The organism is Pseudaminobacter salicylatoxidans (assembly GCF_003148475.1).
In the GTDB taxonomy this organism is placed as follows: Bacteria; Pseudomonadota; Alphaproteobacteria; order Rhizobiales; family Rhizobiaceae; genus Pseudaminobacter; species Pseudaminobacter salicylatoxidans.
In genome coordinates this window covers 92,309-118,658 of the sequence record NZ_QGGG01000002.1, presented here as the reverse complement: position 1 = coordinate 118,658, position 26,350 = coordinate 92,309, and the positions used below count along the sequence as shown (strand labels likewise).

Annotated in this window: 22 protein-coding genes; 9 read left to right on the top strand and 13 right to left on the bottom strand. The window is 61.2% G+C overall.

Going from position 1 to position 26,350, the window contains the following annotated elements:
* Positions 1-6 precede the first annotated feature (6 nt).
* Genes C7441_RS03200 through coaD form a run of 3 tightly spaced genes read right to left on the bottom strand, consistent with a single transcriptional unit; the run spans position 7 to position 1,659 of the window.
* A complete protein-coding gene (locus tag C7441_RS03200) occupies positions 7-522 on the bottom strand; it encodes a peptidylprolyl isomerase (RefSeq protein ID WP_109611686.1) in 516 nt (171 codons plus the stop codon).
* 27 nt (positions 523-549) lie between these two features.
* Positions 550-1,137, bottom strand: a complete 588-nt coding sequence (locus C7441_RS03195; protein WP_109611685.1) for a peptidylprolyl isomerase — start codon at positions 1,135-1,137, stop codon at positions 550-552.
* Positions 1,138-1,158: 21 nt separating this feature from the next.
* Entirely contained in the window at positions 1,159-1,659 is a 501-nt protein-coding gene (gene coaD / locus C7441_RS03190; RefSeq protein ID WP_019171143.1) for a pantetheine-phosphate adenylyltransferase, read from the bottom strand.
* A gap of 172 nt (positions 1,660-1,831) precedes the next feature.
* Here coaD and C7441_RS24470 point away from each other — a divergent pair, with 172 nt between their 5' ends.
* Positions 1,832-1,966, top strand: a complete 135-nt coding sequence (locus C7441_RS24470) for a hypothetical protein (protein ID WP_280523553.1) — start codon at positions 1,832-1,834, stop codon at positions 1,964-1,966.
* Positions 1,967-2,047: 81 nt separating this feature from the next.
* On the opposite strand, the gene gyrA is transcribed toward C7441_RS24470, so the two are convergent.
* Positions 2,048-4,840, bottom strand: a complete 2,793-nt coding sequence (gene gyrA / locus C7441_RS03185) for a DNA gyrase subunit A (RefSeq protein WP_109611684.1) — start codon at positions 4,838-4,840, stop codon at positions 2,048-2,050.
* A gap of 252 nt (positions 4,841-5,092) precedes the next feature.
* Between gyrA and C7441_RS03180 the strand changes: the two genes are divergently transcribed.
* The gene (locus C7441_RS03180; RefSeq protein WP_109611906.1) at positions 5,093-5,722 is read left to right on the top strand and encodes a MarC family protein; all 630 of its coding nucleotides are present in this window, start codon (positions 5,093-5,095) and stop codon (positions 5,720-5,722) included.
* 92 nt (positions 5,723-5,814) lie between these two features.
* Here the strand turns inward: C7441_RS03180 and C7441_RS03175 are convergent, their stop codons facing one another.
* The 3 genes from C7441_RS03175 to C7441_RS03160 all read right to left on the bottom strand — a co-directional run bounded on the left by C7441_RS03175 (position 5,815) and on the right by C7441_RS03160 (position 7,650).
* Positions 5,815-6,240 (bottom strand): OsmC family protein, encoded by a 426-nt coding sequence (locus tag C7441_RS03175; protein WP_109611683.1) that lies wholly within the window; start codon positions 6,238-6,240, stop codon positions 5,815-5,817.
* Positions 6,241-6,348: 108 nt separating this feature from the next.
* The gene (locus C7441_RS03165; protein ID WP_109611682.1) at positions 6,349-6,861 is read right to left on the bottom strand and encodes a single-stranded DNA-binding protein; all 513 of its coding nucleotides are present in this window, start codon (positions 6,859-6,861) and stop codon (positions 6,349-6,351) included.
* A 204-nt stretch (positions 6,862-7,065) separates the two neighbouring features.
* The gene (locus C7441_RS03160; protein ID WP_109611681.1) at positions 7,066-7,650 is read right to left on the bottom strand and encodes a dual specificity protein phosphatase family protein; all 585 of its coding nucleotides are present in this window, start codon (positions 7,648-7,650) and stop codon (positions 7,066-7,068) included.
* Positions 7,651-8,402: 752 nt separating this feature from the next.
* Here C7441_RS03160 and uvrA point away from each other — a divergent pair.
* Together uvrA and C7441_RS03150 are read left to right on the top strand one after the other, a co-directional pair.
* Positions 8,403-11,327, top strand: a complete 2,925-nt coding sequence (gene uvrA, locus C7441_RS03155) for an excinuclease ABC subunit UvrA (protein WP_109611680.1) — start codon at positions 8,403-8,405, stop codon at positions 11,325-11,327.
* A gap of 42 nt (positions 11,328-11,369) precedes the next feature.
* The gene (locus C7441_RS03150) at positions 11,370-12,182 is read left to right on the top strand and encodes a DUF72 domain-containing protein (RefSeq protein ID WP_109611679.1); all 813 of its coding nucleotides are present in this window, start codon (positions 11,370-11,372) and stop codon (positions 12,180-12,182) included.
* Between the two features lie 104 nt (positions 12,183-12,286).
* Here C7441_RS03150 and C7441_RS03145 read toward each other — a convergent pair whose 3' ends face one another.
* The 5 genes from C7441_RS03145 to tpiA all read right to left on the bottom strand — a co-directional run bounded on the left by C7441_RS03145 (position 12,287) and on the right by tpiA (position 17,086).
* Positions 12,287-12,565, bottom strand: coding sequence for a hypothetical protein (locus C7441_RS03145; RefSeq protein WP_019171151.1), 279 nt, complete (start codon positions 12,563-12,565; stop codon positions 12,287-12,289).
* A gap of 264 nt (positions 12,566-12,829) precedes the next feature.
* Positions 12,830-14,467 (bottom strand): CTP synthase, encoded by a 1,638-nt coding sequence (locus C7441_RS03140; protein WP_026060184.1) that lies wholly within the window; start codon positions 14,465-14,467, stop codon positions 12,830-12,832.
* 136 nt (positions 14,468-14,603) lie between these two features.
* On the bottom strand, positions 14,604-15,500 hold the full coding sequence (locus C7441_RS03135; RefSeq protein ID WP_170124997.1) for a L,D-transpeptidase: 897 nt from the start codon (positions 15,498-15,500) through the stop codon (positions 14,604-14,606).
* Positions 15,501-15,770: 270 nt separating this feature from the next.
* Positions 15,771-16,175, bottom strand: coding sequence for a preprotein translocase subunit SecG (gene secG, locus C7441_RS03130; RefSeq protein WP_109611677.1), 405 nt, complete (start codon positions 16,173-16,175; stop codon positions 15,771-15,773).
* 146 nt (positions 16,176-16,321) lie between these two features.
* Positions 16,322-17,086, bottom strand: coding sequence for a triose-phosphate isomerase (tpiA, locus tag C7441_RS03125; protein ID WP_109611676.1), 765 nt, complete (start codon positions 17,084-17,086; stop codon positions 16,322-16,324).
* A 149-nt stretch (positions 17,087-17,235) separates the two neighbouring features.
* On the opposite strand from tpiA, the gene C7441_RS03120 reads away from it, so the two are divergent.
* The 5 genes from C7441_RS03120 to C7441_RS03100 are packed head-to-tail and all read left to right on the top strand — an operon-like array spanning position 17,236 to position 22,666.
* Positions 17,236-19,128, top strand: coding sequence for a SurA N-terminal domain-containing protein (locus tag C7441_RS03120; protein WP_109611675.1), 1,893 nt, complete (start codon positions 17,236-17,238; stop codon positions 19,126-19,128).
* 2 nt (positions 19,129-19,130) lie between these two features.
* Positions 19,131-20,144, top strand: coding sequence for an anthranilate phosphoribosyltransferase (trpD, locus tag C7441_RS03115; protein WP_109611674.1), 1,014 nt, complete (start codon positions 19,131-19,133; stop codon positions 20,142-20,144).
* 3 nt (positions 20,145-20,147) lie between these two features.
* Positions 20,148-20,966 (top strand): indole-3-glycerol phosphate synthase TrpC, encoded by an 819-nt coding sequence (gene trpC, locus C7441_RS03110; RefSeq protein WP_109611673.1) that lies wholly within the window; start codon positions 20,148-20,150, stop codon positions 20,964-20,966.
* Between the two features lies 1 nt (position 20,967).
* Complete coding sequence (gene moaC / locus C7441_RS03105) at positions 20,968-21,456, top strand: cyclic pyranopterin monophosphate synthase MoaC (protein WP_109611672.1); 489 nt, start codon at positions 20,968-20,970, stop codon at positions 21,454-21,456.
* Between the two features lies 1 nt (position 21,457).
* Positions 21,458-22,666: a molybdopterin molybdotransferase MoeA gene (locus tag C7441_RS03100; RefSeq protein ID WP_109611671.1), complete on the top strand. Its 1,209-nt coding sequence runs from the start codon at positions 21,458-21,460 to the stop codon at positions 22,664-22,666.
* A 39-nt stretch (positions 22,667-22,705) separates the two neighbouring features.
* Here the strand turns inward: C7441_RS03100 and dnaE are convergent, their stop codons facing one another.
* A complete protein-coding gene (gene dnaE / locus C7441_RS03095; protein ID WP_109611905.1) occupies positions 22,706-26,236 on the bottom strand; it encodes a DNA polymerase III subunit alpha in 3,531 nt (1,176 codons plus the stop codon).
* Positions 26,237-26,350: the final 114 nt, after the last annotated feature.

The window sequence follows — 26,350 nt, the reverse complement described above, 5'->3', positions numbered from 1 at the left end:
CCTGCCTTATTCCGCGACGTCGGCCGCGACCTTCATCGACACGATCTTGTCGGGATCCTGCACCGGCTCACCGCGCTTGATCTTGTCGACATTCTCCATGCCTTCGATGACCTGGCCCCAAACCGAATACTGGCGGTTGAGGAAGCCGGCGTCGTCAAAGCAGATGAAGAACTGCGAGTTGGCAGAGTTCGGGTTCTGCGCACGCGCCATCGAGCATGTGCCGCGGCCGTGATTGGCGTTGGAGAACTCGGCCTTCAGGTCCGGCTTGTCGGAACCACCCATGCCCGCGCGGGCGGGATTGAAATTCGGGCCATCGGACTTGCCGAACTTCACGTCGCCCGTCTGGGCCATGAAGCCGTCGATGACGCGATGAAACACCACGCCGTCATAAGCGCCCTCGCGCGCCAGTTCCTTGATGCGGCCGACATGGCCGGGAGCGAGATCGGGGAAGAGTTCGATAACGACCCTGCCCTTCGTGGTCTCCATGATGAGCGCGTTTTCGCGATCCTTGATTTCGGCCATATCAGATTTCCTTTTCCGGATTGCCAGTTACTTGCCGTCGCCGGCGATGCGCACCTTGATCATGCGATCGGGCTCGCTGACAACCCCGTTGGCGGCGGGATCGCCCTTCTTGATCTTGTCGACGAATTCCATGCCGCTCTCCACATTGCCGACGATGGTGTAATTGCCATCCAGGCTGGGGTTGGGAGCATACATGATGAAGAATTGCGAATTCGCCGAATCCGGGTTCTGCGCGCGGGCCATGCCGACCGTGCCGCGCACATAATGCTCGGTGGAGAATTCGGCGGGCAGGTTCGGCAGATCCGAACCGCCTGTGCCGGCGCGGTCAGGATTGAAATCCTTGGCCATGTTGCCGAATTTCACGTCGCCGGTCTGCGCCATGAAACCATCGATCACGCGGTGGAAGGCCACATTGTCGTAAGCGCCCTCGCGCACCAGCTTCTTGATCTGGTCGACATGCTTGGGCGCCAGGTCAGGCCGCAGGGCGATGGTGACATCACCGTCCTTCAGCGTGATGACCATGGTGTTGTCCGGGTCGGCCGCCCATGCCGGAAGCGAAACGGCCACAAGACCCGCCGTGAAGACAAAAGCCGAAACAAGCTTCCTGAACTGCATGAGGAAAATCTCCGTTGATTTCTACTTCGCGAACTTGTCGAGGAGCGCGCCGGCAACCACTTCCGGCACGAAGGGACGGATGTTTCCGCCCATGGAAGCGATCTGGCGCACCAAAGTGGCAGTAATGGTTCGCACCGAAGGGCTGGCGGGCAGGAAGACGGTCTGCAGTTCAGGCGCCATGGTTTCGTTCATGCCAGCCATCTGCATTTCATAGTCCAGGTCCGTACCGTCGCGCAGGCCGCGGATCATGATCGAGGCATTGTGCTTGCGCGCGGCATCAATGACGAGGCCGCTGAACGACACCACCTTGATACGAGCTGCATCGGCGCCGAGTTCGGCAGCAGTGGCCTTTTGGATCAGTTCCACCCGCTCATCGAAGGAAAACAACGGCTTCTTGCTCGGCTGGATACCGATGGCCGCATAGATCGTGTCGGCCACGTGCAAGGCAGCCTTGAGCACGTCGAGATGGCCATTGGTGAGAGGGTCGAACGACCCGGCATAGATGGCGATGCGATCTGTCATGGCGTGTTTTCTAGCGGGCGCGTGGTTGGAACGCAATCTGGCGAAGCGTCGAGCGATGAATGCCGGATGAACGCAGCGATCACAACAAGTTCAAGATGACGCAAGTAATGTCATCTGGAAAGCGTGAAACCAAATAGCCACATCAGCGTTGGAGGAGCAGGAGAACAAGATCATGATGATTTACATGCTTGCCGCTGCCATGACCATTGCCATGCTGATCGCAACCGCTTTCGGCCTTCATCAGGAATCGCAACGTCTCCGTTACAAGGAGCAGAAGGTACGCTCCAAGGGGTTTGGGCCGCATTGACCGAATTGCCGGAAACCCGTTTCATGAGGCGATGATATGCCGGAAGTAACGTTTACTTCCGACACATCTTTTTTCCAAACATTACCGTTCGTCGTTACCGTTGCTGCTTTCGGCAGCAATGTCCGGGGTTTCGTCGCCATTGTCGGCCACGCCGTTTCCTTCCTCGCCCTCGGGCTCGGAAATCCGCTCGACCGAAACCACCTTCTCGCCTTCGGCGGTGTTGAAGATGGTGACGCCCTTGGTCGCACGGCTGGCGGTGCGGATGCCGTCTACCGGCACGCGGATTACCTGCCCACCATCTGACACCAGCATGATCTGATCGTCGTCGCCGACCGGGAAGGCAGCAACGAGACGGCCGATCTCGGTGGATTTGGAGACGTCGGTGGCGCGGATGCCCTTGCCGCCACGCCCCGTCAGGCGGAAGTCATACGACGATGAGCGCTTGCCATAGCCATATTCGGTGACAGTCAACACAAACTGTTCGCGCGCCTGCAGCTCCTCGTAGCGTTCGGCCGACAGGCTGGTCTCTTCACCGATATCCTCATTGGTGAGCGAGATTTCCTCGTCCTCGCCAGTTGCAAGCCTGCGTTCAGCCACCGACTGCTTGAGATAAGCCGCGCGTTCTGCCGGCGTTGCATCGACATGATGCAGGATGGTCATGGAAATGGCGCGATCGCTCTCGGCCATCGAAATGCCGCGCACGCCGACCGAGTTGCGGCCTGCAAAGACGCGCACGTCCGAAACCGGGAAGCGGATGCACTGGCCGGACGCCACCGTCAGCAGCACATCGTCGAACTCGGTGCAGGTCTCGACGCCGAGAATCTCGTCGCCCTCCTCATCGAGTTTCATGGCGATCTTGCCGTTGCGGTTGACCTGGACGAAGTCGGACAGCTTGTTTCGCCGCACCGTTCCGCGCGTGGTGGCGAACATCACGTCGAGTTCGCTCCAGCTTGTTTCATCCTCCGGCAGCGGCATGATGGTCGTGATGCGCTCGCCCTGCTCCAGCGGGAGCATGTTGATAAGCGCCTTGCCACGCGACTGCGGATTGCCGATGGGCAGCCGCCAAACCTTTTCCTTGTAGACGATGCCGCGCGAGGAGAAGAACAGCACCGGGGTGTGCGTGTTGGCCACGAACAGGCGAGTGACGAAATCCTCGTCCTTGGTGGACATGCCGGAACGGCCCTTGCCGCCACGGCGCTGCGCCCGATAGAGCGATAGCGGCACGCGCTTGATGTAGCCGGAATGGCTGACGGTGACGACCATATCCTCGCGCTGGATAAGGTCCTCGTCCTCCATGTCGGCCCCGCCCTCGGACAGTTCCGTGCGGCGCGGCGTGCCGAACTCGTCGCGCACCTGCGCCAGTTCGTCCTTGACGATCTGCTGGATGCGCGCGCGCGACGACAGGATTTCGAGATAGTCCGCGATCTCGGTGCCGATCTTGTTCAGTTCGTCGTCGATTTCGTCGCGGCCGAGGGCGGTCAGACGCTGCAGGCGCAGTTCGAGGATGGCGCGCGCCTGCTCTTCCGAAAGATTGTAGGTGCCGTCATCGTTGATGCGATGGCGCGGATCGTCGATCAGGCGGATCAGCGCCTCGACATCCGAAGCCTGCCAGCGGCGCTCCATCAACTGGTCGCGCGCCGTCTGCGGATCGGGCGCGCCACGGATGAGCTTGATCACCTCATCGATATTGGCAACGGCGATTGCGAGGCCGACCAATACGTGGGCGCGATCACGCGCCTTGCGCAGCAGGAATTTCGTACGCCTGCTAACCACTTCCTCGCGAAAGCTCACAAACGCCTTGAGCATATCGATCAGCGTCAGCACTTCCGGCTTACCGCCATTCAACGCCACCACATTGGCGCCGAATGACGTCTGAAGCGGCGTGAAGCGATAGAGCTGATTGAGGATGACGTCCGAATTGGCGTCCTTCCGCAACTCGATGACGACGCGATAGCCTTGGCGATCGGACTCGTCACGAATGTCGGAGATGCCCTCGATGCGCTTGTCGCGCACCAGTTCGGCCATCTTCTCGATCATCGTGGCCTTGTTCACCTGATAGGGAACTTCGGTGATGATGATGGCTTCGCGATCGTTGCGGATTGCTTCGACATGCACGCGACCGCGCATGATGATGGAGCCGCGCCCGCTGGAATAAGCATTGTAGATGCCCGAACGCCCGAGCACGATACCGCCGGTCGGGAAATCCGGACCGGGCACGATTTCCATCAGTGACGGCAGATCGAGTGCCGGATTGTCGATGAGGGCGATGGCGCCGTCGCAGACTTCCTGCAGATTGTGCGGCGGAATATTGGTGGCCATGCCGACGGCAATGCCACCCGAACCGTTAACCAGCAGATTGGGGAAGCGCGCCGGCAGAACGCGCGGCTCCCTGCCCGACGAATCGTAGGTCTCCTGGAAATCGACGGTATCCTTGTCGATGTCCTCCAGAAGCTCATGCGCGACCTTGATGAGACGCGCCTCGGTGTAACGCATCGCCGCCGGCGGGTCGCCGTCGATAGAGCCGTAATTGCCCTGACCGTCGATGAGCGGAACGCGCATCGACCAGTCCTGCGCCATACGCACGAGGGCATCGTAGATGGAGGCGTCGCCATGCGGGTGATATTTACCCATGACGTCGGCCACGGGGCGCGCCGACTTCACATATTTGCGGTTCCAGTGATAGCCGCTCTCATGGGAGGCATAAAGGATGCGGCGGTGAACCGGCTTCAACCCGTCGCGCACGTCAGGCAACGCGCGGCTGACGATGACGCTCATCGCATAGTCGAGATAGGAACGCTGCATCTCCTCGACAATCGAGATAGGCTCGATGTCGGAGGGGCCGCCGGGTCCACCCGGTATCTTCTGGTCGGTCAAATCGGATCACTGAGTCGTTGGAATCACTTCCCTCTTATATAGGAACGCGGGTGGATTCTCCAACCTCGCCTACGCTTTTCCAGAACTGTTTTTCATCGAAATTTCAAATGGATAACGCTGATTTCCGCGACCATGTGACACCCTGACAGAAAAATTGCCGACAAGCTGTCGCGGGCATGGTGCGAAAACGCTCATGCAGGGGCTGGCGTCGGTCCGGCAGGCGCGATAGCCTGAATGGAAAAAGAGGGACGGATGCTAAGTTTCGAAAGTGTTTTCAATGCCTTCGTGACCATCCTCGTCACGATCGACCCACCCGGCCTGGCCCCCATCTTTCTGGCCGTCACGCGAGGCATGACGCACGCCGAGCGCCGTCAGGTGTCGATCCGGGCCAGCATCATAGGGTTCTGCGTACTCGCGCTGTTTGCCCTGGCCGGTTCCGCGATCCTCACCATGTTCGGCATCACGCTGCCTGCGTTTCGCGTCGCCGGCGGCTTTCTCCTGTTTTTCATTGCCTTCGAGATGGTGTTTGAAAAGCGCCAGGACCGTAAGGAGAAGATCTCGGACGTTGCGATCACGCGCGATCACATTCACAACATCGCGGCCTTCCCGCTGGCAATCCCGCTGATCGCCGGCCCCGGCGCCATTTCGGCAACGGTGTTGCTATCAGGCTCGTTCCCGGGCTGGGTGGCTCAGGCGACGCTCGTGGGCATCCTGCTGGCCTGCCTTGCGATCACCTATCTGGTCTTCGTGCTGTCGCAAAGCATCGACAAATGGCTGGGTCACACCGGTCGATCGATCCTGACCCGCCTGCTGGGTGTGATCCTGGCGGCGCTTGCGGTGCAATTCGTTGCCGATGGCATCAAGGCGCTGGCGGCCATGTAATCCGGTTCAGCAAGCCGGAAGCGGAGTAATCACGCTGCCGTGCTGAACAAGTTTTGGTGTGGGGCGAAGACGATATGGGCGCATAGGCGCCGTCAGTCAGCCGAAGTGTCCACGACTTCGAAATCGTGTGTGATGGTAGCCGTCTTGGCGACCATCGCCGAGGCGGAACAGTATTTCTCGATCGAAAGATCGATAGCGCGCCTGACCTTCTCCGGCGCCAGCTTCCTGCCCTTGACGATGAAATGCATGTGAACGCGCGTGAACACCTTGGGCTCGGTATCGGCGCGGTCAGCGTCCAGTTCGACCACCACATCCTCGACTGCCTCACGGCCCTTTTCGAGAATATGGACGACATCATAGGCCGAGCAACCGCCCGTGCCGATCAGCACCAACTCCATGGGGCTGGGGCCGGGCGTATTACCCTCCTGCCCCGATGCCGTACCGAAAACGAGCTTGTGACCGCTGGCGGACTCGCCGACGAAGGTGCGGTCTTCGACCCATTTCACACGTGCTTTCATGACGAGACGCTCCTTATGTGCACTCATCGATCCGCGTCGGCTCGTTCGGCGCTACAGCCTGCCGACATATCGGGCGACCGGCGCATGACTGGCGCCCGCGAAAGTCAATCAGAACGGAATCTCGTCGTCGAAGTCGCGCGAACCACCACCGCCGCCGCCACGGTTCCCACCGCCGCCACGCGCGTAATTGTCCGTCGGACCGGATTGGCCGAAGTCAGAACCACCGCGCCCGCCGCCATAGCCGACCTGGCCGCTGTCACCGCCCTGCCCGCGCGCGTCGAGCATCTGCAACTCGCCACGGAATTTCTGCAGCACCACTTCAGTGGTGTAGCGTTCATTGCCGTTCTGGTCCTGCCATTTGCGGGTCTGGAGCTGACCCTCGACATAGACCTTCATGCCCTTCTTCAGATACTGTTCGGCAACCTTGGCCAGATTGTCGTTGAAGATCACGACATTGTGCCACTCGGTCTTTTCCTTGCGCTCGCCCGTATTCTTGTCGCGCCAGGTTTCGGAGGTCGCAATGCGGATGTTGACGACCGGATCCCCCGAATTCAACCGACGGATTTCCGGATCCGCGCCAAGATTGCCCACCAGAATGACTTTGTTGACGCTACCCGCCATGACACCGCTCCGCGCTCATCCGAACAAAACTCTAATTGCGCGCACTCTACCCCATCACGATCTGACCGCGCGCGGGGGCTGCACAAATTCACGTTCTGTCCACAATTTGTTTTGTTCTTTCTTTGTTCTATAGACTGCCGCACATGATTTCAAGCTGTTTGTCTGCCTGGCAGCTGATCAAGTCATGAGAAGCACAGTTTCGGCTCAACTGTCTGGGTAGCCGAGCCACGCTTCGACATCCTCATAAGTTTCGTCCATGGCGTATGCCGGCATGAACGGAAGCGAAATGTGACCGTAGCGAACGGAAAGCTGGTTTTCCGCCTCCTCCACATCGACACCTTTCACCGCCGCCAGATAGAGGGCGGACGCAAAGCCGCTACGATCCGAACCAGCCTTGCAATGGATGAGAATGGGCTTCGGGGCGGAACGCAGGATTTCGGCAAGTTCCTCGGTTTTGCTGCGGCTCAGCGGCTTCTGCGCCGACATCGAAAAGTCGACATGCTCAATGCCCAGCTGCGAACTGGCGTCCTTCTCTTCCACATACCATTTCGTGGCGCCGCCATCGCCGCGCAGGTTGATCACAGTCCTGATCCCGTAGGTGGCGACATAGGCCGAGAGTTCATCGGGCGTCACCTGCGCCGAGCGATAAAGCTCCCCCGCCACTACAGTATGAAAATTGCCGAACCATTGCAGCGAGGCCAGGAAAAGACCCACGGCTATCGCGGCCGCGCCAGACATTGCCGAAAGAGCACGCCATGCAAGCCTGTAGCGAACGCCGCCTTTCTTCATGGGAATTCCGTGTAAAGAACGTCCAACTCTCCATCTCGGATATTGTCGGGATGATGACGGTTCGGGCGTGGTACCAGGGCAGATGGCTGCTTGGGCGCCTTCGCAGGCCTTACAAATGCAGCGGCCCCGTGGCTCATCAGGAACTCACGGGGCCTTGTATGGTGCAGTTCACCAAACGCCGGGTAAGGGATTAACCGGCTTCTCTGTTTTCGGGTGCAACGCGGATTCGACCGACGACCCGACTGAAGACTAATTGTGAAGGAAACAACTCACCGACGGCACAGGGTGCCCTGAGGTCTGGTGAGCCGTGGCCCCGCAACCTGTGCGAAGCCAGCAGGGACTGTCCGGTGGAGTCATTCCTTACTCCTTCTATCCGTTCTTGTCCTTGCCCCCGAAGCTTTCATTCGCTGGCTTGCGGCGCCTCGCAAACCGCCCGTTGGCTGCGAAGAACATCAGCAGACGCTCACTTCGGCGGCTGATTGAGTGTGCCCCGATCCTTACCTTGGGTCAACACCTAAGTTGCCTGCAAGCGCGTCTGGCGGTGTCCGCCCGCCCCGGCCCGTGACGAAACTTGTCAGGAGTGCGTTCGATCTTTGTTCTTTTTGCTTGCCCCTCTCGTCCAAAGGCGGTTAAACCCGTGAGCCGGAGGGATTGGCCGATCTCTCGACAGATTGATGAAAATACCTACATGAGCAGCTTGGCCGACCTTCCGGCCGGCTGGTAATTTCAGGAATTGAGGCGGCGAACCGGCAATGGCCGAGCACAAATATCTCTCCATTCGCGGAGCGCGCGAGCACAATCTGAAGAATGTCGATCTCGACCTGCCACGGGACTCGCTCATCGTTATGACGGGCCTGTCGGGCTCGGGCAAGTCGTCGCTCGCTTTCGACACGATCTATGCCGAAGGGCAGCGTCGCTATGTCGAAAGCCTGTCGGCTTACGCGCGCCAGTTCCTTGAGATGATGCAGAAGCCGGATGTCGACCAGATCGACGGCCTGTCGCCTGCCATCTCGATCGAGCAGAAGACCACCTCACGCAATCCGCGTTCGACGGTCGGCACCGTCACCGAAATCTACGACTATATGCGCCTGCTGTTTGCCCGCGTCGGCGTGCCTTACTCGCCGGCAACCGGGCTGCCGATCGAAAGCCAGACGGTGAGCCAGATGGTCGACCGCGTGCTGGCGCTCGATGAAGGCACCCGCCTCTATATTCTTGCGCCGCTGGTGCGCGGCCGCAAAGGCGAATACCGCAAGGAGCTTGCGGAACTGCTCAAGAAGGGTTTTCAGCGCGTCAAGGTCGACGGCACGTTCTACGAGATTGCCGACGTGCCGGCGCTGGACAAAAAGTACAAGCACGACATCGACGTGGTGGTGGATCGCATCGTCGTGCGCCCCGACCTGGCGACCCGTCTTGCTGATTCCATGGAGACGGCGCTGAAGCTGGCCGATGGCCTGGTGGTGGCTGAGTTCGCGGACAAGCCACTGCCGGCGGAAGAGACGGCGGAAGGTGGCGCGGCCAACAAATCGGCCAACGACACGCATGAGCGCATCCTGTTTTCCGAAAAATTCGCCTGCCCGGTGTCCGGCTTCACCATTCCGGAGATCGAACCGCGGCTGTTTTCGTTCAACAACCCGTTCGGAGCCTGTCCGACCTGTGATGGGCTCGGCAGCCAGCGGGCGATCGATGCCAGCCTGATCGTGCCGGACGACAGCGTCTCGCTGCGTGACGGTGCGGTAAGTCCGTGGGCGAAATCGACCTCGCCCTACTATTCGCAAACGCTGGAAGCCTTGGGCAAGGTCTACGACTTCAAGCTGGGCGACAAGTTCAAGGATCTTTCGGCCGAAGCGCAGAAGGCCGTGCTCTGCGGCACGGGCGACCGCGAAATCACCTTCAACTATGACGACGGCCTGCGCTCCTACAAGACCACCAAGACCTTCGAGGGTGTGATCCCGAATCTGGAGCGCCGCTGGAAGGAAACGGAATCCGCCTGGATGCGCGAGGAGATCGAGCGCTTCATGTCGGCCACCCCCTGCCCGGCCTGCCGCGGCTACCGCCTGAAGCCGGAGGCTCTGGCGGTGAAGATAGCCGGCAAGCATATCGGCGAAATAACCGGGCTTTCCATCCGCAAGGCCAATGGCTGGTTCGAGGAACTGCCGGCGCGGCTCAACGAGAAGCAGAATGAAATCGCGGGCCGCATCCTCAAGGAAATCCGCGAGCGGCTACGCTTCCTCAACGATGTCGGATTGGATTACCTGACGCTGGCGCGTAACTCGGGCACGCTTTCAGGCGGCGAGAGCCAGCGCATTCGCCTGGCTTCGCAAATCGGTTCGGGACTGACCGGCGTGCTCTACGTACTCGATGAGCCGTCGATCGGGCTGCATCAGCGCGACAATGACCGGCTTCTCGATACGCTCAAGCATCTGCGCGATCTCGGCAATACCGTCATCGTCGTCGAGCATGACGAGGATGCGATCCTCACCGCTGACCATGTCGTGGATATAGGTCCTGCTGCCGGCATCCATGGCGGGCGGATCATCGCGGAAGGAACGCCGGCCGAGATCATGGCCAATCCCAACTCGGTCACCGGTAAATATCTGACGGGCCAGATGGAGATTCCACAGCCCCCGGAACGACGGCAGGGGAAAAAGGGGCGGCGCATCAAGGTGGTCGGCGCACGCGGCAACAATCTGAAGAACGTGACGGCAGAGATTCCGCTCGGCACCTTCACAGCCGTGACGGGCGTGTCGGGCGGCGGCAAGTCCACATTCCTGATCGAGACGCTGTTCAAGGCAGCTTCGCGGCGCATCATGGGCTCGCGCGAGCATCCGGCCGAGCATGACCGCATCGAGGGGCTGGAGTTCCTCGACAAGGTCATCGACATCGACCAGAGCCCGATCGGACGCACGCCGCGCTCGAACCCCGCAACCTATACCGGCGCTTTCACGCCGATCCGCGACTGGTTCGCCGGCCTGCCGGAAGCCAAGGCGCGCGGCTACCAGCCAGGCCGCTTCTCCTTCAACGTCAAGGGCGGCCGCTGCGAGGCTTGCCAGGGCGACGGCGTCATCAAGATCGAGATGCACTTCCTGCCGGATGTTTATGTCACCTGTGACGTCTGTCACGGTAAGCGCTACAACCGCGAAACGCTGGACGTCACCTTCAAGGGCAAGTCGATCGCCGACGTGCTGGAGATGACGGTCGAGGAAGGCGTCGAGTTCTTTGCGGCCGTTCCTGCGGTGCGTGACAAGCTGGAAACGCTGGTCAAGGTTGGCCTCGGCTATATCCATATCGGCCAGCAGGCCACGACATTGTCGGGCGGCGAGGCGCAACGCATCAAGCTCGCCAAGGAATTGTCGCGCAAGGCGACCGGCAAGACGCTCTATATCCTCGACGAGCCGACGACAGGCCTGCATTTCCATGACGTCGCCAAGCTTCTGGAAGTGCTGCATGAACTGGTCGATCAGGGCAACACGGTTGTGGTGATCGAGCATAATCTGGAGGTCATCAAGACGGCCGACTGGATCCTCGATCTCGGCCCCGAGGGCGGCGACGGCGGCGGTGAAGTGGTGGCCTCGGGACCGCCGGAAGCGATCATTGCCGAACCCCGCAGTTATACCGGGCACTTTTTGAGGGAGCTTCTGGAGCGGCGTCCGGGCAGGAAACAGGTCGCGGCCGAGTGACGATCGGTTTCAATCCATAAGCTGTTTGGGGAGGAGGAGCGAATGACCAAGTCGGGAACGATCCGCGCAGGCATGGGCGGCTGGACCTTCGAACCCTGGAACACCTCTTTTTACCCCGAAAAGCTGCCCAAGGCGAAGCAACTCAATTACGCCAGCCGTCAGGTGCCGACCATAGAGGTGAACGGCACCTATTATTCGAGCTTCAAGGAGCCCACCTTCGTCAAATGGGCCAGCGAGGCACCCGATGGCTTCGTCTATTCGCTGAAAGGCAACCGCTTCATTACTAACCGGCGCGTTTTGGGCGAGGCCGGCGAATCCATGATGCGTTTTCTCGAATCGGGCGTTGCCGCGCTGGGGGAAAAGCTCGGACCGATCCTCTGGCAATTTGCACCGACGAAGAAATTCGACCCGGACGATTTCGAGGCGTTCCTGAAGCTGCTGCCGGAAAAGCAGGATGGCGTGAAGCTGCGGCATACGGTGGAAGTGCGTAACCCCTCCTTCGTCGTGCCGGAATTCGCCGCGTTGCTGCGCAAATACAATGTCCCGGTGGTCTATGCCGATCATGCCACCTACCCGGCCATCGCCGATGTCACCGGCGATTTCGTCTATGCCCGCCTCCAGACCGGTTCTGACGACATCGCGACCTGCTACGAGCCCAGGGCGCTGGATGACTGGGCTGCTCGCGCCAGAACCTGGGCGGAAGGTCGCGTACCCGACGATCTGCACCGTGCGGACCCGGCATATGACGTGCCGGTGAAGCCGCGCGACGTGTTCGTCTATTTCATCACCTCCGGAAAGGTTCATGCGCCACACGGCGCCATGGCGTTCATGCAGCGGGTGAACGGCTCGACCTGAAAATCGCGGGATACGAACCGCCAGGCGCAAGCGGTTCCTGATAAAGCATGGGCGGCTAGGCCGAAGCCCGCCGCCCATATTGCAACGGTTATGCTATCTGGCTGTTAGTTGCTGCCATAGAGGATACGCGGGCTGGCGCCGATCTGGTTGCCGGTGGCGCCAATGGCAGCGCTCGAGGCGAAGTCGTTGATGCTGGGCGCATTGACGACGACCGAGGCAGGAGCAGCGTCGCCCGAGAGGGCGGTGACAGCAGGAGCAACCGTGGCGATGATGCCCTGAGCTTCATGGTTCACGGCCGGTGCGGCATCACCAAAACGCTCGCTGGCGAAAGCCGTGCCCGAAGCAAGAAGAACGGCGGCAAGGGTAAGAACGGTCTTTTTCATTTCAACTCTCCGATAAACGATCACTTTCGGTGGCCACATGGCCAGTTCCGATGCACCTCAGATATGTGAACGCAGTTTGATTTATCAGATGCGTTTTTGTGAACGATGCGTTGAACAAGACGTGCTCACATCTTGGCGTGAACGGTCGGTTCTTTTTCGAAAAGGCGTGATCCGGCAGCAAACCGGATGACGGGAAAAGAAAAAGGGGCGGATGCCGAAGCACCCACCCCTCGTCTTCCAATACCGTTTCGGCTGACACGCGGGTCAGACCAGTCGGCTCTGCTCCACGGCAGCTTCGATGAAGCTTGCGAACAACGGATGCGGGTCGAGCGGGCGGCTCTTCAGCTCGGGATGATATTGCACGCCGATGAACCACGGATGATCGGGATATTCGACGGTTTCCGGCAGAACGCCGTCCGGCGACATGCCGGCAAAGACCAGGCCGCATTCTTCCAGCCGATCCTTGTAGTCGATATTGACCTCGTAGCGATGACGATGACGCTCCGAAATATCGGTGTCGCCATAGATGTCCGCAATCTTGGAGCCTTCGGCCAGTCGCGCTTCATAAGCGCCGAGGCGCATCGTACCGCCCAGATCGCCAGCAGCCTGACGCTTTTCCAGCATGTTGCCTTTCAGCCATTCGGTCATCAGGCCCACGACCGGTTCCTTGGTCGGTCCGAATTCGGTGGAGGACGCGTCGGCAATGCCGGCAAGCGAGCGGGCCGCCTCAAGGCAAGCCATCTGCATGCCGAAGCAGATTCCGAAATACGGCACCTTGCGTTCGCGCGCGAACTTCGCGGCCAGGATCTTGCCTTCCGCACCGCGCTCGCCGAATCCGCCCGGCACCAGAATGCCGTGTACCTTCTCCAGCCATGGCGCCGGATCTTCCTTCTCGAAGATTTCCGATTCGATCCATTCCAGCTTGACCTTCACCCGGTTGGCCAGGCCGCCATGCGACAGCGCTTCGATCAGCGATTTATAGGCATCCTTGAGGCCGGTATATTTGCCGACCACGGCGATGGTGACCTCGCCTTCCGGATTGTGGATGAGCTGCGAAACCCCTTCCCAGGGCTCGAGGCGCGGCTTGGGCGCCGGGTCGATTCCGAAAGCGGCCAGCACTTCCGAATCGAGGCCCTCGTGGTGATAGGCCAGCGGCACATCGTAGATGTGGCCGACATCGAGCGCCTGAATGACCGCGGATTCGCGCACATTGCAGAACAGCGAAAGCTTGCGGCGTTCTTCCTTGGGGATTGCGCGGTCCGCACGCACGAGCAGGATATCCGGCGCAATGCCGATGGAGCGCAGTTCCTTGACCGAATGCTGGGTCGGCTTGGTCTTCAGTTCGCCCGCGGTCGGAATGTAAGGCATCAGCGTCAAATGCACATAGACCGCATTGTTGCGCGGAAGGTCATTGCCGAGCTGGCGAATGGCTTCAAGAAACGGCATTGCCTCGATGTCGCCAACGGTGCCGCCGATTTCGCACAGTACGAAGTCGAAATCGTCATTGCCCGACAGGACGAAGTTCTTGATCTCGTCGGTGACGTGCGGAATGACCTGAACGGTTGCGCCAAGATAGTCGCCGCGCCGCTCGCGTTCGATGATGTTCTTGTAGATACGGCCAGTGGTTATGTTGTCGCTCTGGTTGGCAGAGCGGCCGGTGAAGCGTTCATAATGTCCGAGATCGAGGTCGGTTTCGGCCCCGTCGTCGGTCACAAAGACCTCGCCGTGCTGATACGGCGACATCGTGCCGGGATCCACATTCAGATAGGGATCGAGTTTACGGATACGCACGCGGTAACCGCGTGCCTGGAGGAGAGCACCGAGTGCTGCTGCGGCTATGCCTTTTCCAAGGGAAGAAACCACGCCGCCAGTGATGAATACATATCGCGCCATGGGAGTCATCGCTTAACGCTGGAGGATCGATTCCGCCAGTGAAAAATCAGCGCAGCGCGCATTTTCCCCGGCGAGATGAAATGGGCACCATACGCCCAAACGAAAAGGGCCGGCAGGGCCGGCCCTTTCATGCATGCCATATCAGTCACAGTACGACGACGTCCATCCCCATCTTGACCCGGTTGTACAGGTCGATCACGTGGTCATTGACCATGCGGAAGCAGCCGGAGGAGGCGTTCGTCCCGACGGTTTGGGGCTGGTTGGTGCCGTGGATGCGGATGTAGGTGTCCTTCTTGCCCTGATAGAGATACATCGCGCGTGCGCCGAGCGGGTTATCCGGCCCACCATTCATCCCGTCCTTGTAACGACCGTATTTCGCGGGTTCGCGCTTCTGCATGTCCTTCGTGGGGAACCAGCGGGGCCACTCCTGCTTGTCGCCGATCTTGGCCGAGCCCTTGAACTCCAGGCCTTCGCGACCGACCGCAATGGCGTAGCGGCGCGCGGTCGTGGAGCTTTCGACCAGATAAAGATAGCGCGCCTTGGTATCGATGACGATCGTGCCGCGCGGATAGCCGGAGAACGCGACCTCCCGCGGTTCGAAATCCGATTTCAGTTTGAACTGCTTCTTGGACTGGCGCTGTTCGAGTACGGCGTCGAGCGCACGGGTCTGAGGCAGCATGTTGGGCGCAGCCGGATCGCCGCCGAACAGCACCGAAAGGAAGCCGCCCTGCGGCCGGCCATTGGCTTCACTGCGCAGTTCACCATTGTTGCCGGTCTTTGCGATTGTCGACGCATCGGGAACAGCAGCGGTGGTCACCTCGGAAGATTTGTTCCTGGCTGCCGCCTTGCGAGCCTTCTCGGTCTCTTTCTGCTTGGCTGTCTGCTTTTTCTTCGGAAGTTTCTCTTCCTTGGAGGCAGTTTCAGCCGCCTTTGCCTTGGAGGGGAACAGGTAGGTCTTTGCCGGCGCCGTATCGGCATAGGCCGGGACGGCCACGCCGATTGCTGCGCAGATGCCCAGAACGAGGAGGCTGCGAATATGCATGATTGCGATCCTGAAATATAAATGCATGCGACAGCGCGAACAATTACGCGATGCAAAAGCAGTTACTGCCGCACTTGGATTTATAAGCAATTAATCCTGAAAATCTCAAGATGCCCGTGGTCGTCGATACCACGAAATCCCAAGGGCGAATCGTATTTGCCGCCAGTGTGTTCAAACGACAACAGCTCGCGCAGCCATTCGCGACCACAACAAAAAAACCCGCCGCATCGTCGGGACGCGGCGGGTCGTCAGGCTCGAAAGCCAAACGGATTACTGGTTTGGAACCTGCGGCGCTGCCGGCTGCGCAGGCTGCTCGGCCGGCGCATTGTCGGTTGCCGGCGGCGTCGTGCTCTGGCCGCCGAGTTGATCGAGGATGCCACCGCCCGAAGAGCTGCCACCGTTGGTGGTGCCGCCCTGCGTGGTTGGAACACGATCAAGAATGTCGATGGGCCGCTCGCCATAGCGCGCGAGGATCGAAAGCAGCAGCGAGGTCGCAAAGAAGGCAGCCGCCAGAATGGCTGTTGCGCGGGTCAGCGCGTTGGCCGCGCCGCGCGCGGTCATGAAGCCGGAGCCGCCGCCGATGCCGAGACCGCCACCTTCCGAACGCTGCAGCAGGACGACGCCGACGAGCGCCAGAACGATCATCAGATGAACGACGATGATAACGGTTTGCATGGCTTCACCTGAATCTGGTGGATTTGCGGACGTGAGCCCGACCGGGGAACTGGAGGCGGCTCAATACAACGCTTTCGCGTTATTTCCAAGTCCGTGTCCGAATATGGGATATGAAAGCTGCTTTGCAACTGGCCGACGGGTGAAAATCAGAGCGAACGATAGGCTCGTGCAATGCCCAGGAAGTCCGCCGCTTTCAGGCTGGCTCCGCCAACCAGCGCGCCGTCCACATTCTCGACCGACAGCAACTCGACCGCATTCGACGGCTTGACCGATCCGCCATAAAGAATGCGCATCCTGCCGGCGACTGCGCCGAGCTTGTCGCCGAGGCGAGCGCGAATATACGCATGGGCCTGCGCCACATCGTCCACGGTGGGCGTCAGGCCGGTGCCAATCGCCCAGACAGGCTCATAGGCGATCACCGCATTGCCGGCATTGGCGTCGGCGGGAACCGAGCCGGCGATCTGCTGCGCAAGCACATCGAGCGTGGAGCCGCTCTCACGCTGCGCCTGCGTCTCCCCAATGCAGATGATGGCGACCAGCCCCGCACGCCAGACGGCCTCGGCCTTGGCATGTACTGTGGCATTGCTCTCGCCGTGATCGGTGCGACGCTCTGAATGACCGACAATGACATGGGTTGCACCGGCATCCTTCAGCATCTCGGCCGAAATATCGCCAGTATGCGCGCCGCTTTCCTTGGGGTGGCAATCCTCGCCGCCAACATTCAACGGCGTTCCGGTCGTGACCTCGGCTGCCCGCGCAAGGAGCGTGGCCGGAACACAGACAAGTCCGTCCGCAACTTCGCCGAGCCCTTGCGCGAAGCCTTCGGCTATGCCGCGCAGTTCGCCCAGAGAGGCGCTGGTGCCATTCATCTTCCAGTTGCCGGCAACGAGTGGGCGAATTCCTGGTGTCATTATGCTCCCATCCTGTTCGTGCGGTCGATTACCGGCACACTCCCTACCAAAAACAGGGCACAAAGCAATCGACACTGGGGCGGAAGGACGCTATTGCCCTGTAACAGTCGCGAAAACGCGGCAGAAAAACGTGAAGACCGGAAGAAATCATGCTCGATAGCTTGCGAAAAGCCTCTGGAACCTGGGTTGCGAAGCTTCTGCTTCTGATGCTGGTTGTGAGCTTTGCCGTCTGGGGAATCTCCGGCAATTTGGTGGACGGCAATGGCGGCGGCAACAATGTGCTGACCGTGGGCGGCACGGATGTCACCATCAACGATTACCGGCTTGCCTATGACCGTCAGGCGAACCTGATGTCGCAGCAGTTCGGCCAGCGGTTGACGCGCGAGCAGATGAAGGCTTTCGGCCTGGAAAACCAGGTGCTTGCGCAGCTTGTGGCCGGCGCGCTGCTGGACGAGCAGGCACGCAAGATGGGCCTTGGACTTTCCAAGGACAGGCTCGCCGCGCTGACCGCCGAGGATCCGGCCTTCCAGGGACCGGATGGCCGCTTCAACCGGCAGCAGTTCGACTATGTGCTGCGCCAGCTCAATATGCGTCCCGACGACTATTTCGCCAGCCGCTCGCAGGTCGCCATCCGACAGCAGATCGTGGAGGCTCTGTCCGACGGGCTGAAGACGCCGGACACCTTCCTGCGTGCTTTTGCACTTTATCGCGGCGAAGACCGCACCGTGGATTATCTGGTGCTGCCCAAGTCGCTTGTCGAGCCGATCTCCGCGCCGTCCAACGACGTGCTCTCGGCCTGGTTCGAAGAGCACAAGAAGGAATATGCCGCGCCGGAATATCGCAAGCTCTCCTATGTGAAGCTCGAGCCGGAAGACATTATCGAGGATTCCTCCGTTTCTGACGAACAGGTGCGTGAGGAATACGAGAAGGAAAAGGCACGCTACACCACGCCGGAAGAGCGTACGATCCAGCAGATCGTGTTCAAGTCCGCCGACACCGCCAATGCCGCGCTCGATTCCATCAGGGGCGGCGCGACCTTCGACAAGATCGCGGCGGCCGAGGGCAAGAGCGACAGCGACATTCTCCTTGGCACGCTATCGAAGGACAAGATTCCCGACAAGGCAATAGCCGATGCCGCCTTCTCGCTGGCCGTCAACGAAGTGAGCCCGGTGGTGCAGGGCCAGTTCGGCCCGGTGCTGCTGCGCGTCACCGAAATCAAGCCGGAAGCGGTCAAGCCTCTGGATCAGGTTTCGGGTGAAATCCGCAAGCAGCTCGCGCTGGCCGACGCTGTCCGCAGGTTGATGGATGTGCACGACGCCTTCGAGGATGCCCGCGTCAACGGCGATTCGATGGCCGACGCCGCCGCCAAGACCCACCTGAAGCTGGTGACGATCGATGCGATCGACAACGCCGCGCAGCGCCCGGACGGCAGCACTGTCGAAACGCTGCCGCAGTCGCGCCAGCTTCTGCAGGCCGCTTTCCAGGCCGATGTCGGGGTGGACAATCCGCCTGTTACTGTCGGTTCCAGCGGCTATGTCTTCTATGAAGTCGAGGACATCACCCCCGCCCGCGACCGCACGCTGGATGAAGTGCGTGAGAAGGTCGTTGCGGACTGGACCAAGGCCGAAGCCGAAAAGCGCCTGGCCGCCAAGGGCGAGGAGCTGAGCAAGCGGCTGAAGGACGGCACGACGCTCGAAACGATAGCAACCGAACTGTCGCTGGAAAAACAGACCAAACGCGGCCTCAAGCGCGAGGCTGACGACGGCGATTTCGGTCGTGCCGGCGTTGCCGCGACGTTCAGCGTGAGCGAGAACGGCGTCGGCGTCTTTCCCTCGCCCACGGGTGACGCGGAAATCCTGTTTAAGGTCGCCGAAGTGTTCGAGCCGGCGGGTGCGGACGCCAATTCGGTGCCGGAAGACGTGCGCAGGCAGTTCGCGGCCGGCATAGGCGAGGATCTGCTCGATGAATTGGTGGCGCGCCTGCAGACGGAGTATCCGGTGCAGGTCAACCAGAACGCCATCAACCAGGCACAGGCGTTCTGATCATGAGCAGCACCCTGAAGCCTCATCTCGCGAAGGTGGCAGCGGGTACGCCGCTGACCTTTGAAGAAGCCAGGGAAGCCTTCGACATCATCATGTCCGGCGATGCCACGCCGGGCCAGATCGGCGGCTTTCTCATGGCGTTGCGCGTGCGCGGCGAAACGGTGGAGGAAATCTCCGGCGCCGTCGCAACCATGCGCGACAAGATGCTGCGCGTGAATGCACCGGCCGGTGCGGTCGACATCGTCGGCACCGGCGGCGACGGTTCGCACAGCGTCAACATTTCCACCGCATCCGCGTTCGTCATTGCGGGCGCTGGCGTGCCGGTAGCCAAGCATGGCAATCGTGGTCTTTCCTCGCAGACGGGTGCGGCTGACGTGCTGATGGCGCTTGGCGTCAAGATCGACCTGACTCCGGAGGAGATCGGCGATTGCGTGCGCGAGGCAGGCGTGGGCTTCATGTTCGCGCCAGCGCATCACCCGGCCATGCGCCATGTCGGTCCCACGCGTTCGGAACTTGGTACACGTACCATCTTCAACCTGCTTGGCCCCCTTTCCAACCCCGCCGGAGTGACGCGCCAGATGGTCGGTGTCTTCGCGCCGGAATGGGTAGAGCCCGTCGCCGAGACGCTGAAAACGCTTGGCGCCGATCACATCTGGGTGGTTCATGGCGACGGCTATGACGAGATCACCGCCACCGGTGAAACGCATGTGGCGGAACTTGCGAATGGCCGGATCCGCACCTTCGTGCTGACGCCCGAGGAACTTGGCCTGAAGCGCTATTCCAAGGAAGAGCTGCGCGGCGGCGATGCGGCCTACAACGCCAACGCCCTGCGGGCGGTGCTTTCAGGCACGCCGGGCGCCTATCGCGATACGGTGTTGATGAATGCCGGCGCCGGGCTGGTGGTGGCGGACAAGGCCGCAACCCTTGCCGATGGCGTTGCCGCAGCCGCCAGCGCCATCGACAATGGCCGTGCGCTCGGTGTGCTGGAGGCGCTGGTCAAGGTTTCCAACGGATAAGTCATGGTCGATATTCTAGCCAGGATCGAAGCCTACAAGCGCGAGGAAATCGCGGCCGCCAAGGCTCGTCTGCCGCTTCCCGAGCTCAAGGCGCGCATCCGCGAAGCCGAAGCCCCACGCGGCTTCCTTTCTGCTTTGAAGAGCAAGCGGGCCGCCGGCGAATTCGGTCTGATCGCCGAGATCAAGAAAGCCAGCCCGTCAAAGGGGCTCATCCGCCCGGATTTCGATCCACCCGCTCTGGCTCGCGCTTATGAACTTGGAGGCGCGGCCTGCCTTTCGGTGCTGACCGATACGCCGTCATTTCAGGGCGCGCCGGAATTTCTCACCGCCGCCCGCGCTTCCTGCCACCTGCCGGCGCTGCGCAAGGACTTCATGTTCGAGCCCTATCAGGTTTATGAGGCCCGCTCGTGGGGTGCTGACGCCATTCTCGTCATCATGGCGAGTCTGGACGATGATGAGGCGAAAGCTTTGGAAGACACCGCCTTCGAACTTGGCATGGATGTGCTGGTCGAAGTGCATGACGAGGCCGAGACGGAACGGGCGCTGAAACTCGCCTCCCCGCTCATCGGCGTCAACAATCGCAACCTGCGCACGTTTGAGGTCAGTCTCGAAACGTCGGAGCGTCTGGCCGCGCTGGTGCCGGACGACAGGCTGCTGGTGGGCGAAAGCGGCATCTTCACGCATGAAGATTGCCTTCGGCTGCAGGACAGCGGCATCGGCGCGTTCCTTGTCGGCGAAAGCCTGATGCGACAGAGTGATGTGACGGCAGCGACCAGGACGCTGCTTACCGGCATGCCGGTTGCACAGGACGCAGATAGCTAGAATGACGACCCAACCCGCCCTCACCCATCTCGGCGCCGAAGGCCAGGCGAACATGGTCGATGTCGGCGAAAAGGCTGAAACGCAGCGTACCGCGATCGCGGAAGGCGCTGTCATCATGCAGCCGGAGACGCTGAACCTGATCCGTGAAGGCAATGCCAGGAAAGGCGACGTGCTCGGCACCGCCCGCATTGCCGGGATCATGGCCGCCAAGCGCACGCATGAACTGATCCCGCTCTGTCATCCGCTGTTGCTGACCAAGGTTACCGTCGACATCGAACCCGATGAGTCGCTGCCCGGTCTGCGCGTCACTGCGCTTGCCCGTGTCACAGGCAAGACCGGTGTGGAAATGGAGGCGCTGACGGCGGCCTCCGTCGCCTGCCTCACCATCTACGACATGGCCAAGGCGGTGGATCGCGGCATGACGATCTCCGGCGTGCGGCTGGTCGAAAAGACCGGCGGCAAGTCTGGCGACTACAAGGCGGAAGGCTGACATGGCGCTGTTGCCGGTCGACCAGGCGCTGCAGCGGCTTCTGGACGGTGCCGAGCCGGCCGACAGCGAACAGGTCTCCATAGGCGAAGCAGCCGGTCGCGTGCTGGCAGAAGAGGTGCGCGCACTGCGCACCCAGCCGCCATTCGACGCCTCGGCAATGGATGGTTATGCCGTGCGCGCGGCGGATATCGAAACCGTTCCCGTGACACTCGATGTCATCGGTCAGGCTCCTGCCGGCCAGCATTTTCATGGCATGGTTGGCCCAGGACAGGCCGTGCGCATCTTTACCGGCGCCCCCGTTCCGCCCGGTGCGGACACGGTGGTCATACAGGAAAACACCCGCCTTCTGGATAATGGCGCTGTCGAAATAGTCGAGTTGACCGCAAGCGGCCGGAACATCCGCCTGAAAGGACTGGACTTCTCGACCGGCGACCTGCTCCTGGAAAAGGGCTGGCTGCTGGATGCCGGCGCGGTCTCGCTTGCAGCGGCTGCAAATCATCCGACGCTTTCGGTTCTGCGGCGACCGCTCCTTGCCATCATCGCCACGGGCGACGAACTTCTGCCGCCCGGAAGCGAACCGGGGCCGGACCAGATCATCGCTTCAAACGGCTATGGCGTTGCGGCGATTGCGCGCTCGGTCGGCGCCGAGGTACTCGATCTCGGCATCGTTTCCGACAGTCTTCCGGCGATATCGAGCCGGATTCGCCACGCCATCGAGCAGCGCGCGGATGTAATCGTCACGCTCGGCGGCGCCTCTGTCGGCGACCACGACCTCACCCATGACGCACTTGTAGCGGAAGGCATGACGCTCGGTTTCTGGAAGATCGCCATGCGTCCCGGAAAGCCGCTGATGTTCGGCCGGCGCGGCACCACGCGCTTCCTTGGCTTTCCCGGCAATCCGGTGGCGAGCCTCGTCTGCTCGCACCTGTTCCTGAAGCCGCTGCTGTCACGCCTGGGCGGGCGAGCCTTCAGCCAGGACATTCGCGACGCAGTGCTGGACGAACCCATGGCAGCCAATGACCTGCGGCAGGACTATGTGCGCGCGATGCTGCATGACGAACCCGACGGCCGTATCACGGCCACGCCGTTCGCGACGCAGGATTCCTCGATGCTGAAGACTTTTTCGCAAGCCAACGGCCTGATCATCCGCGAGCCATTTGCGCCCGCAGCCGAGGCCGGATCGATCTGCAAGGTGCTTCGACTGCGCTGACCGCGGTCTCTTTTCCGGAGAAGGCGGAAGCGGCTCCGCCTATACCAGTTCCACTTCCACCACGCCCGGCAGGGCGCGCATGGCGGACGCCACCTGCGGCGAGATGCGATAGCGATCCGGAAGCCCGATCTCCACTTCGCCCTGTGCATCCTCCTTGATGACCACGAAACTCACCTGCCCCTCACCCTTGACGGTAAGCTGGCTGGCCAGCGTATTGAGTGGAGACGCATCGCGTACATAGACGCGAAGCGCCTTCTGCACGCGGCTTGCCTCATCTTCCAGCGAATGCACGGTCTGAATGCGCAGATTGACGCCTTCGGGCCTGTCTTCCGCGGCAACGGTGATGACCACCGAGCGGCCGGGCTCAAGCAGGTCGCGATATTGCGCGAGCGCTTCGGAGAACAGCACCGCCTCATACTGGCCGGTGGTGTCGGAAAACATCACCACGCCCATCTTGTTGCCGGTGCGGGTCTTGCGCTCCTGCTTGGAAGTGACGGTACCTGCCAGCCGGCCCGCGCTGGCGCCGCGCTTGACGGCAGCGGAGAAATCCGACCACGTCTGGACCCGCATCTTTTCCAGCACCTTCTTGTACTCGTCGAGCGGATGCGCGGAGAGATAGAAGCCGACCACCTGGAATTCGCGGTGCAACCGGTCGGCCGGCAGCCACGGATCGGCGGCAGGAAGGTGAAGCTGCTTCTGCTTGCTCGCCGACGACGAGCCGAACATATCGGTGATGCCGGCCGCGGCATCGGCCTGCGCGCGCGAGGCAAGGCCCATCATGCGCTCCACCCCTGCCATCAGGGCGGCGCGGTCATGCCCGAAGCAATCCAGCGCGCCCGCATTGATCAGGCTTTCGAAGACGCGCTTGCCGACGATCTTGGGATCAATGCGCTCGCAGAAATCCTCGAGATCCTCGAACGGCTTTTCGGCGCGCTTGGCGACAATGTGCTCAACCGCCGCGTCGCCCACGCCCTTGATGGCCGCAAGCGCATAATAGATGCGGTTTTCACCCACCTCGAACGGCCGGTAGGACGTCATGACCGATGGCGGCACAACCTCGATGCCCAGCCGGATCGCATCCTGCCGGAAGTCCGACAGCTTATCGGTGTTGGACATATCGTAGGTCATCGACGCGGCCAGGAATTCGACCGGATAGTGCGCCTTCAGATAGGCCGTCTGGTAGGAAACGATGGCATAGGCTGCCGCATGCGACTTGTTGAAGCCGTAGTCGGCGAACTTCGCCAGCAGGTCGAAGATGAAATCGGACTGCTGCTTGCTGACGCCTTTCTCCACCGCTCCGGACACGAAGCGCTCGCGCTGCTGGTCCATCTCGGCGCGGATTTTCTTGCCCATGGCGCGACGCAGCAGGTCCGCTTCGCCCAGTGAGTAGCCTGCCAGTTCCTGCGCGATCTGCATGACCTGCTCCTGGTAGACGATGACGCCCTGCGTCTCCTTCACCAGATGGTCGATCTTGGGATGGATGGAGGCAATCTCCTCCTCACCATGCTTGCGCGCATTGTAGGTGGGAATGTTCTCCATCGGGCCGGGGCGATAGAGCGCCACGAGCGCGATGATGTCTTCGATGCGGTCGGGCTTCATGCCGATCAGCGCCTTGCGCATGCCGGCACTTTCAACCTGGAAGATACCGACGGTCTCGCCGCGCGACAGCATGGCGTAGGTTTCGGGATCGTCCAGCGGAATCTGCGCGAGGTCGATATCCACGCCCCGGCGGCTGATGAGCTTGACGGCGTTTTCCAGTACGGAAAGCGTTTTCAGGCCGAGGAAGTCGAACTTCACCAGCCCGGCGTCCTCGACCTTCTTCATGTTGAACTGCGTGACCGGCATGTCCGAACGCGGATCGCGGTACATCGGCACCAGTTCGGACAACGGACGGTCGCCGATGACGATGCCGGCGGCGTGGGTGGAGGCGTGGCGGTAAAGCCCCTCCAGCTTCTGCGCCATGTCCAGGAGCGTCTGGACAATGGGCTCCTTCTCGGCTTCTTCGGCGAAGCGCGGTTCGTTGGCGATGGCCTCGGCCAGCTTGACCGGATTGGCCGGATTGGCGGGCACCATCTTGCACAGCCGATCGACCTGGCCGTAGGGCATTTGGAGTACGCGACCTACGTCGCGGAGGACTGCACGCGCCTGCAACGTACCGAAGGTGATGATCTGGCCGACCTGATCGCGGCCATATTTGCCCTGAACGTAGCGGATCACCTCTTCGCGCCGGTCCTGGCAGAAGTCGATGTCGAAGTCGGGCATCGACACGCGGTCCGGGTTGAGGAAGCGCTCGAACAGCAGCGAGAAGCGCAGTGGGTCGACGTCGGTGATGGTGAGCGCATAGGCCACCAGCGAGCCGGCGCCCGAACCGCGCCCCGGCCCCACGGGTATGCCGTGTGCCTTGGCCCATTTGATGAAGTCCGACACGATGAGGAAGTAGCCGGGGAACTTCATGCGCTGGATGATGCCGATCTCGAATTCCAGGCGCTCGCGATATTGTTCCTCGGTAAAACCCGGATGAATGCCGCGCGTGGCGATGCGCTGGGCAAGACCCTCGCGGGCCTGTCGCGCGAGTTCCTCGGCTTCCGCCTGTTCGGCTGCATCGGCATCCGTCACATCCGCACCTGCAAAGCGCGGCAGGATAGGCTTGCGGTTGAGCGGATAGTAGGAGCAGCGCTGGGCGATCTCGATCGTGTTGTCGATCGCTTCAGGCAGATCGGCAAAAAGCTCCGACATCTCCTTCTGTGACTTGAGGTAATTGTCCGGCGTCAGCCGGCGGCGATTGTCTTCGGCGACCACCGAACCTTCGGCGATGGCGATCAACGCGTCATGCGCCTCATAGTCCTCGCGCTTGGAAAAAAATGCCTCATTGGTGGCGACCAGCGGCAGCCCGTGCTGATAAGCCAGATTGACGGTCGCGGCCTCGATGGCCTTGTCATAGCCGGACAGACGCTCGATCTCGACATAGAGCCGGTCGCCGAACAGAGACCGCAATGCCAGAAGCCTGCTTTCGGCGAGATCTGCATGTCCGTTCCTGATCGCCGCGCCGACCGGTCCGCGCGGCCCACCGCTGAGACAGATGATGCCTTCCGAAAGGTTTTCGAACCAGCCGACCTGCGCATGCACGGATTCGCCCGGCGGCGTTTCCAGATAGGTTCGACTGACGATGCGGACGAGATTGGCGTAACCCGCCTCGGTTGCTGCGATCAGCACGACCGAATGGAGTTCGAGGTTCTGCTTGCGTGCGGAGCCCGCTTCGCCACCGTCACCGAAATCGACCGAAAGCAGGCAGCCGACCAGCGGCTGGACCCCGTCCTTGCTGGCCTTTTGCGCGAACTCCAGCGCGCCGAACAGATTGTTGGTGTCGGTGACGGCAATGGCCGGCGCTTCGTCCTTCACCGCGTGGCCCACGACCTTGCCAAGCGGCAACGCGCCTTCCAGCAGCGAATAGGCCGAATGCACGCGCAGATGGATGAACGCGCGCGCCTGCGTTTCCTTCGTCGTGCCGTTCGTCTGCGATGTAAGCGCGCTCCGCAGGATCGGATCGCGTGGCAACCTGCCGCTGGTCATGGTCATTTCGCTTCAAGAGTCGGAGTGCGGCCATTGTCACGGATGAATACGGCCGGGTCCAGTGCGATCCGGCTGCAATCACAGAAAGGTGGTCGCGGCCTCCCGGAATAACGC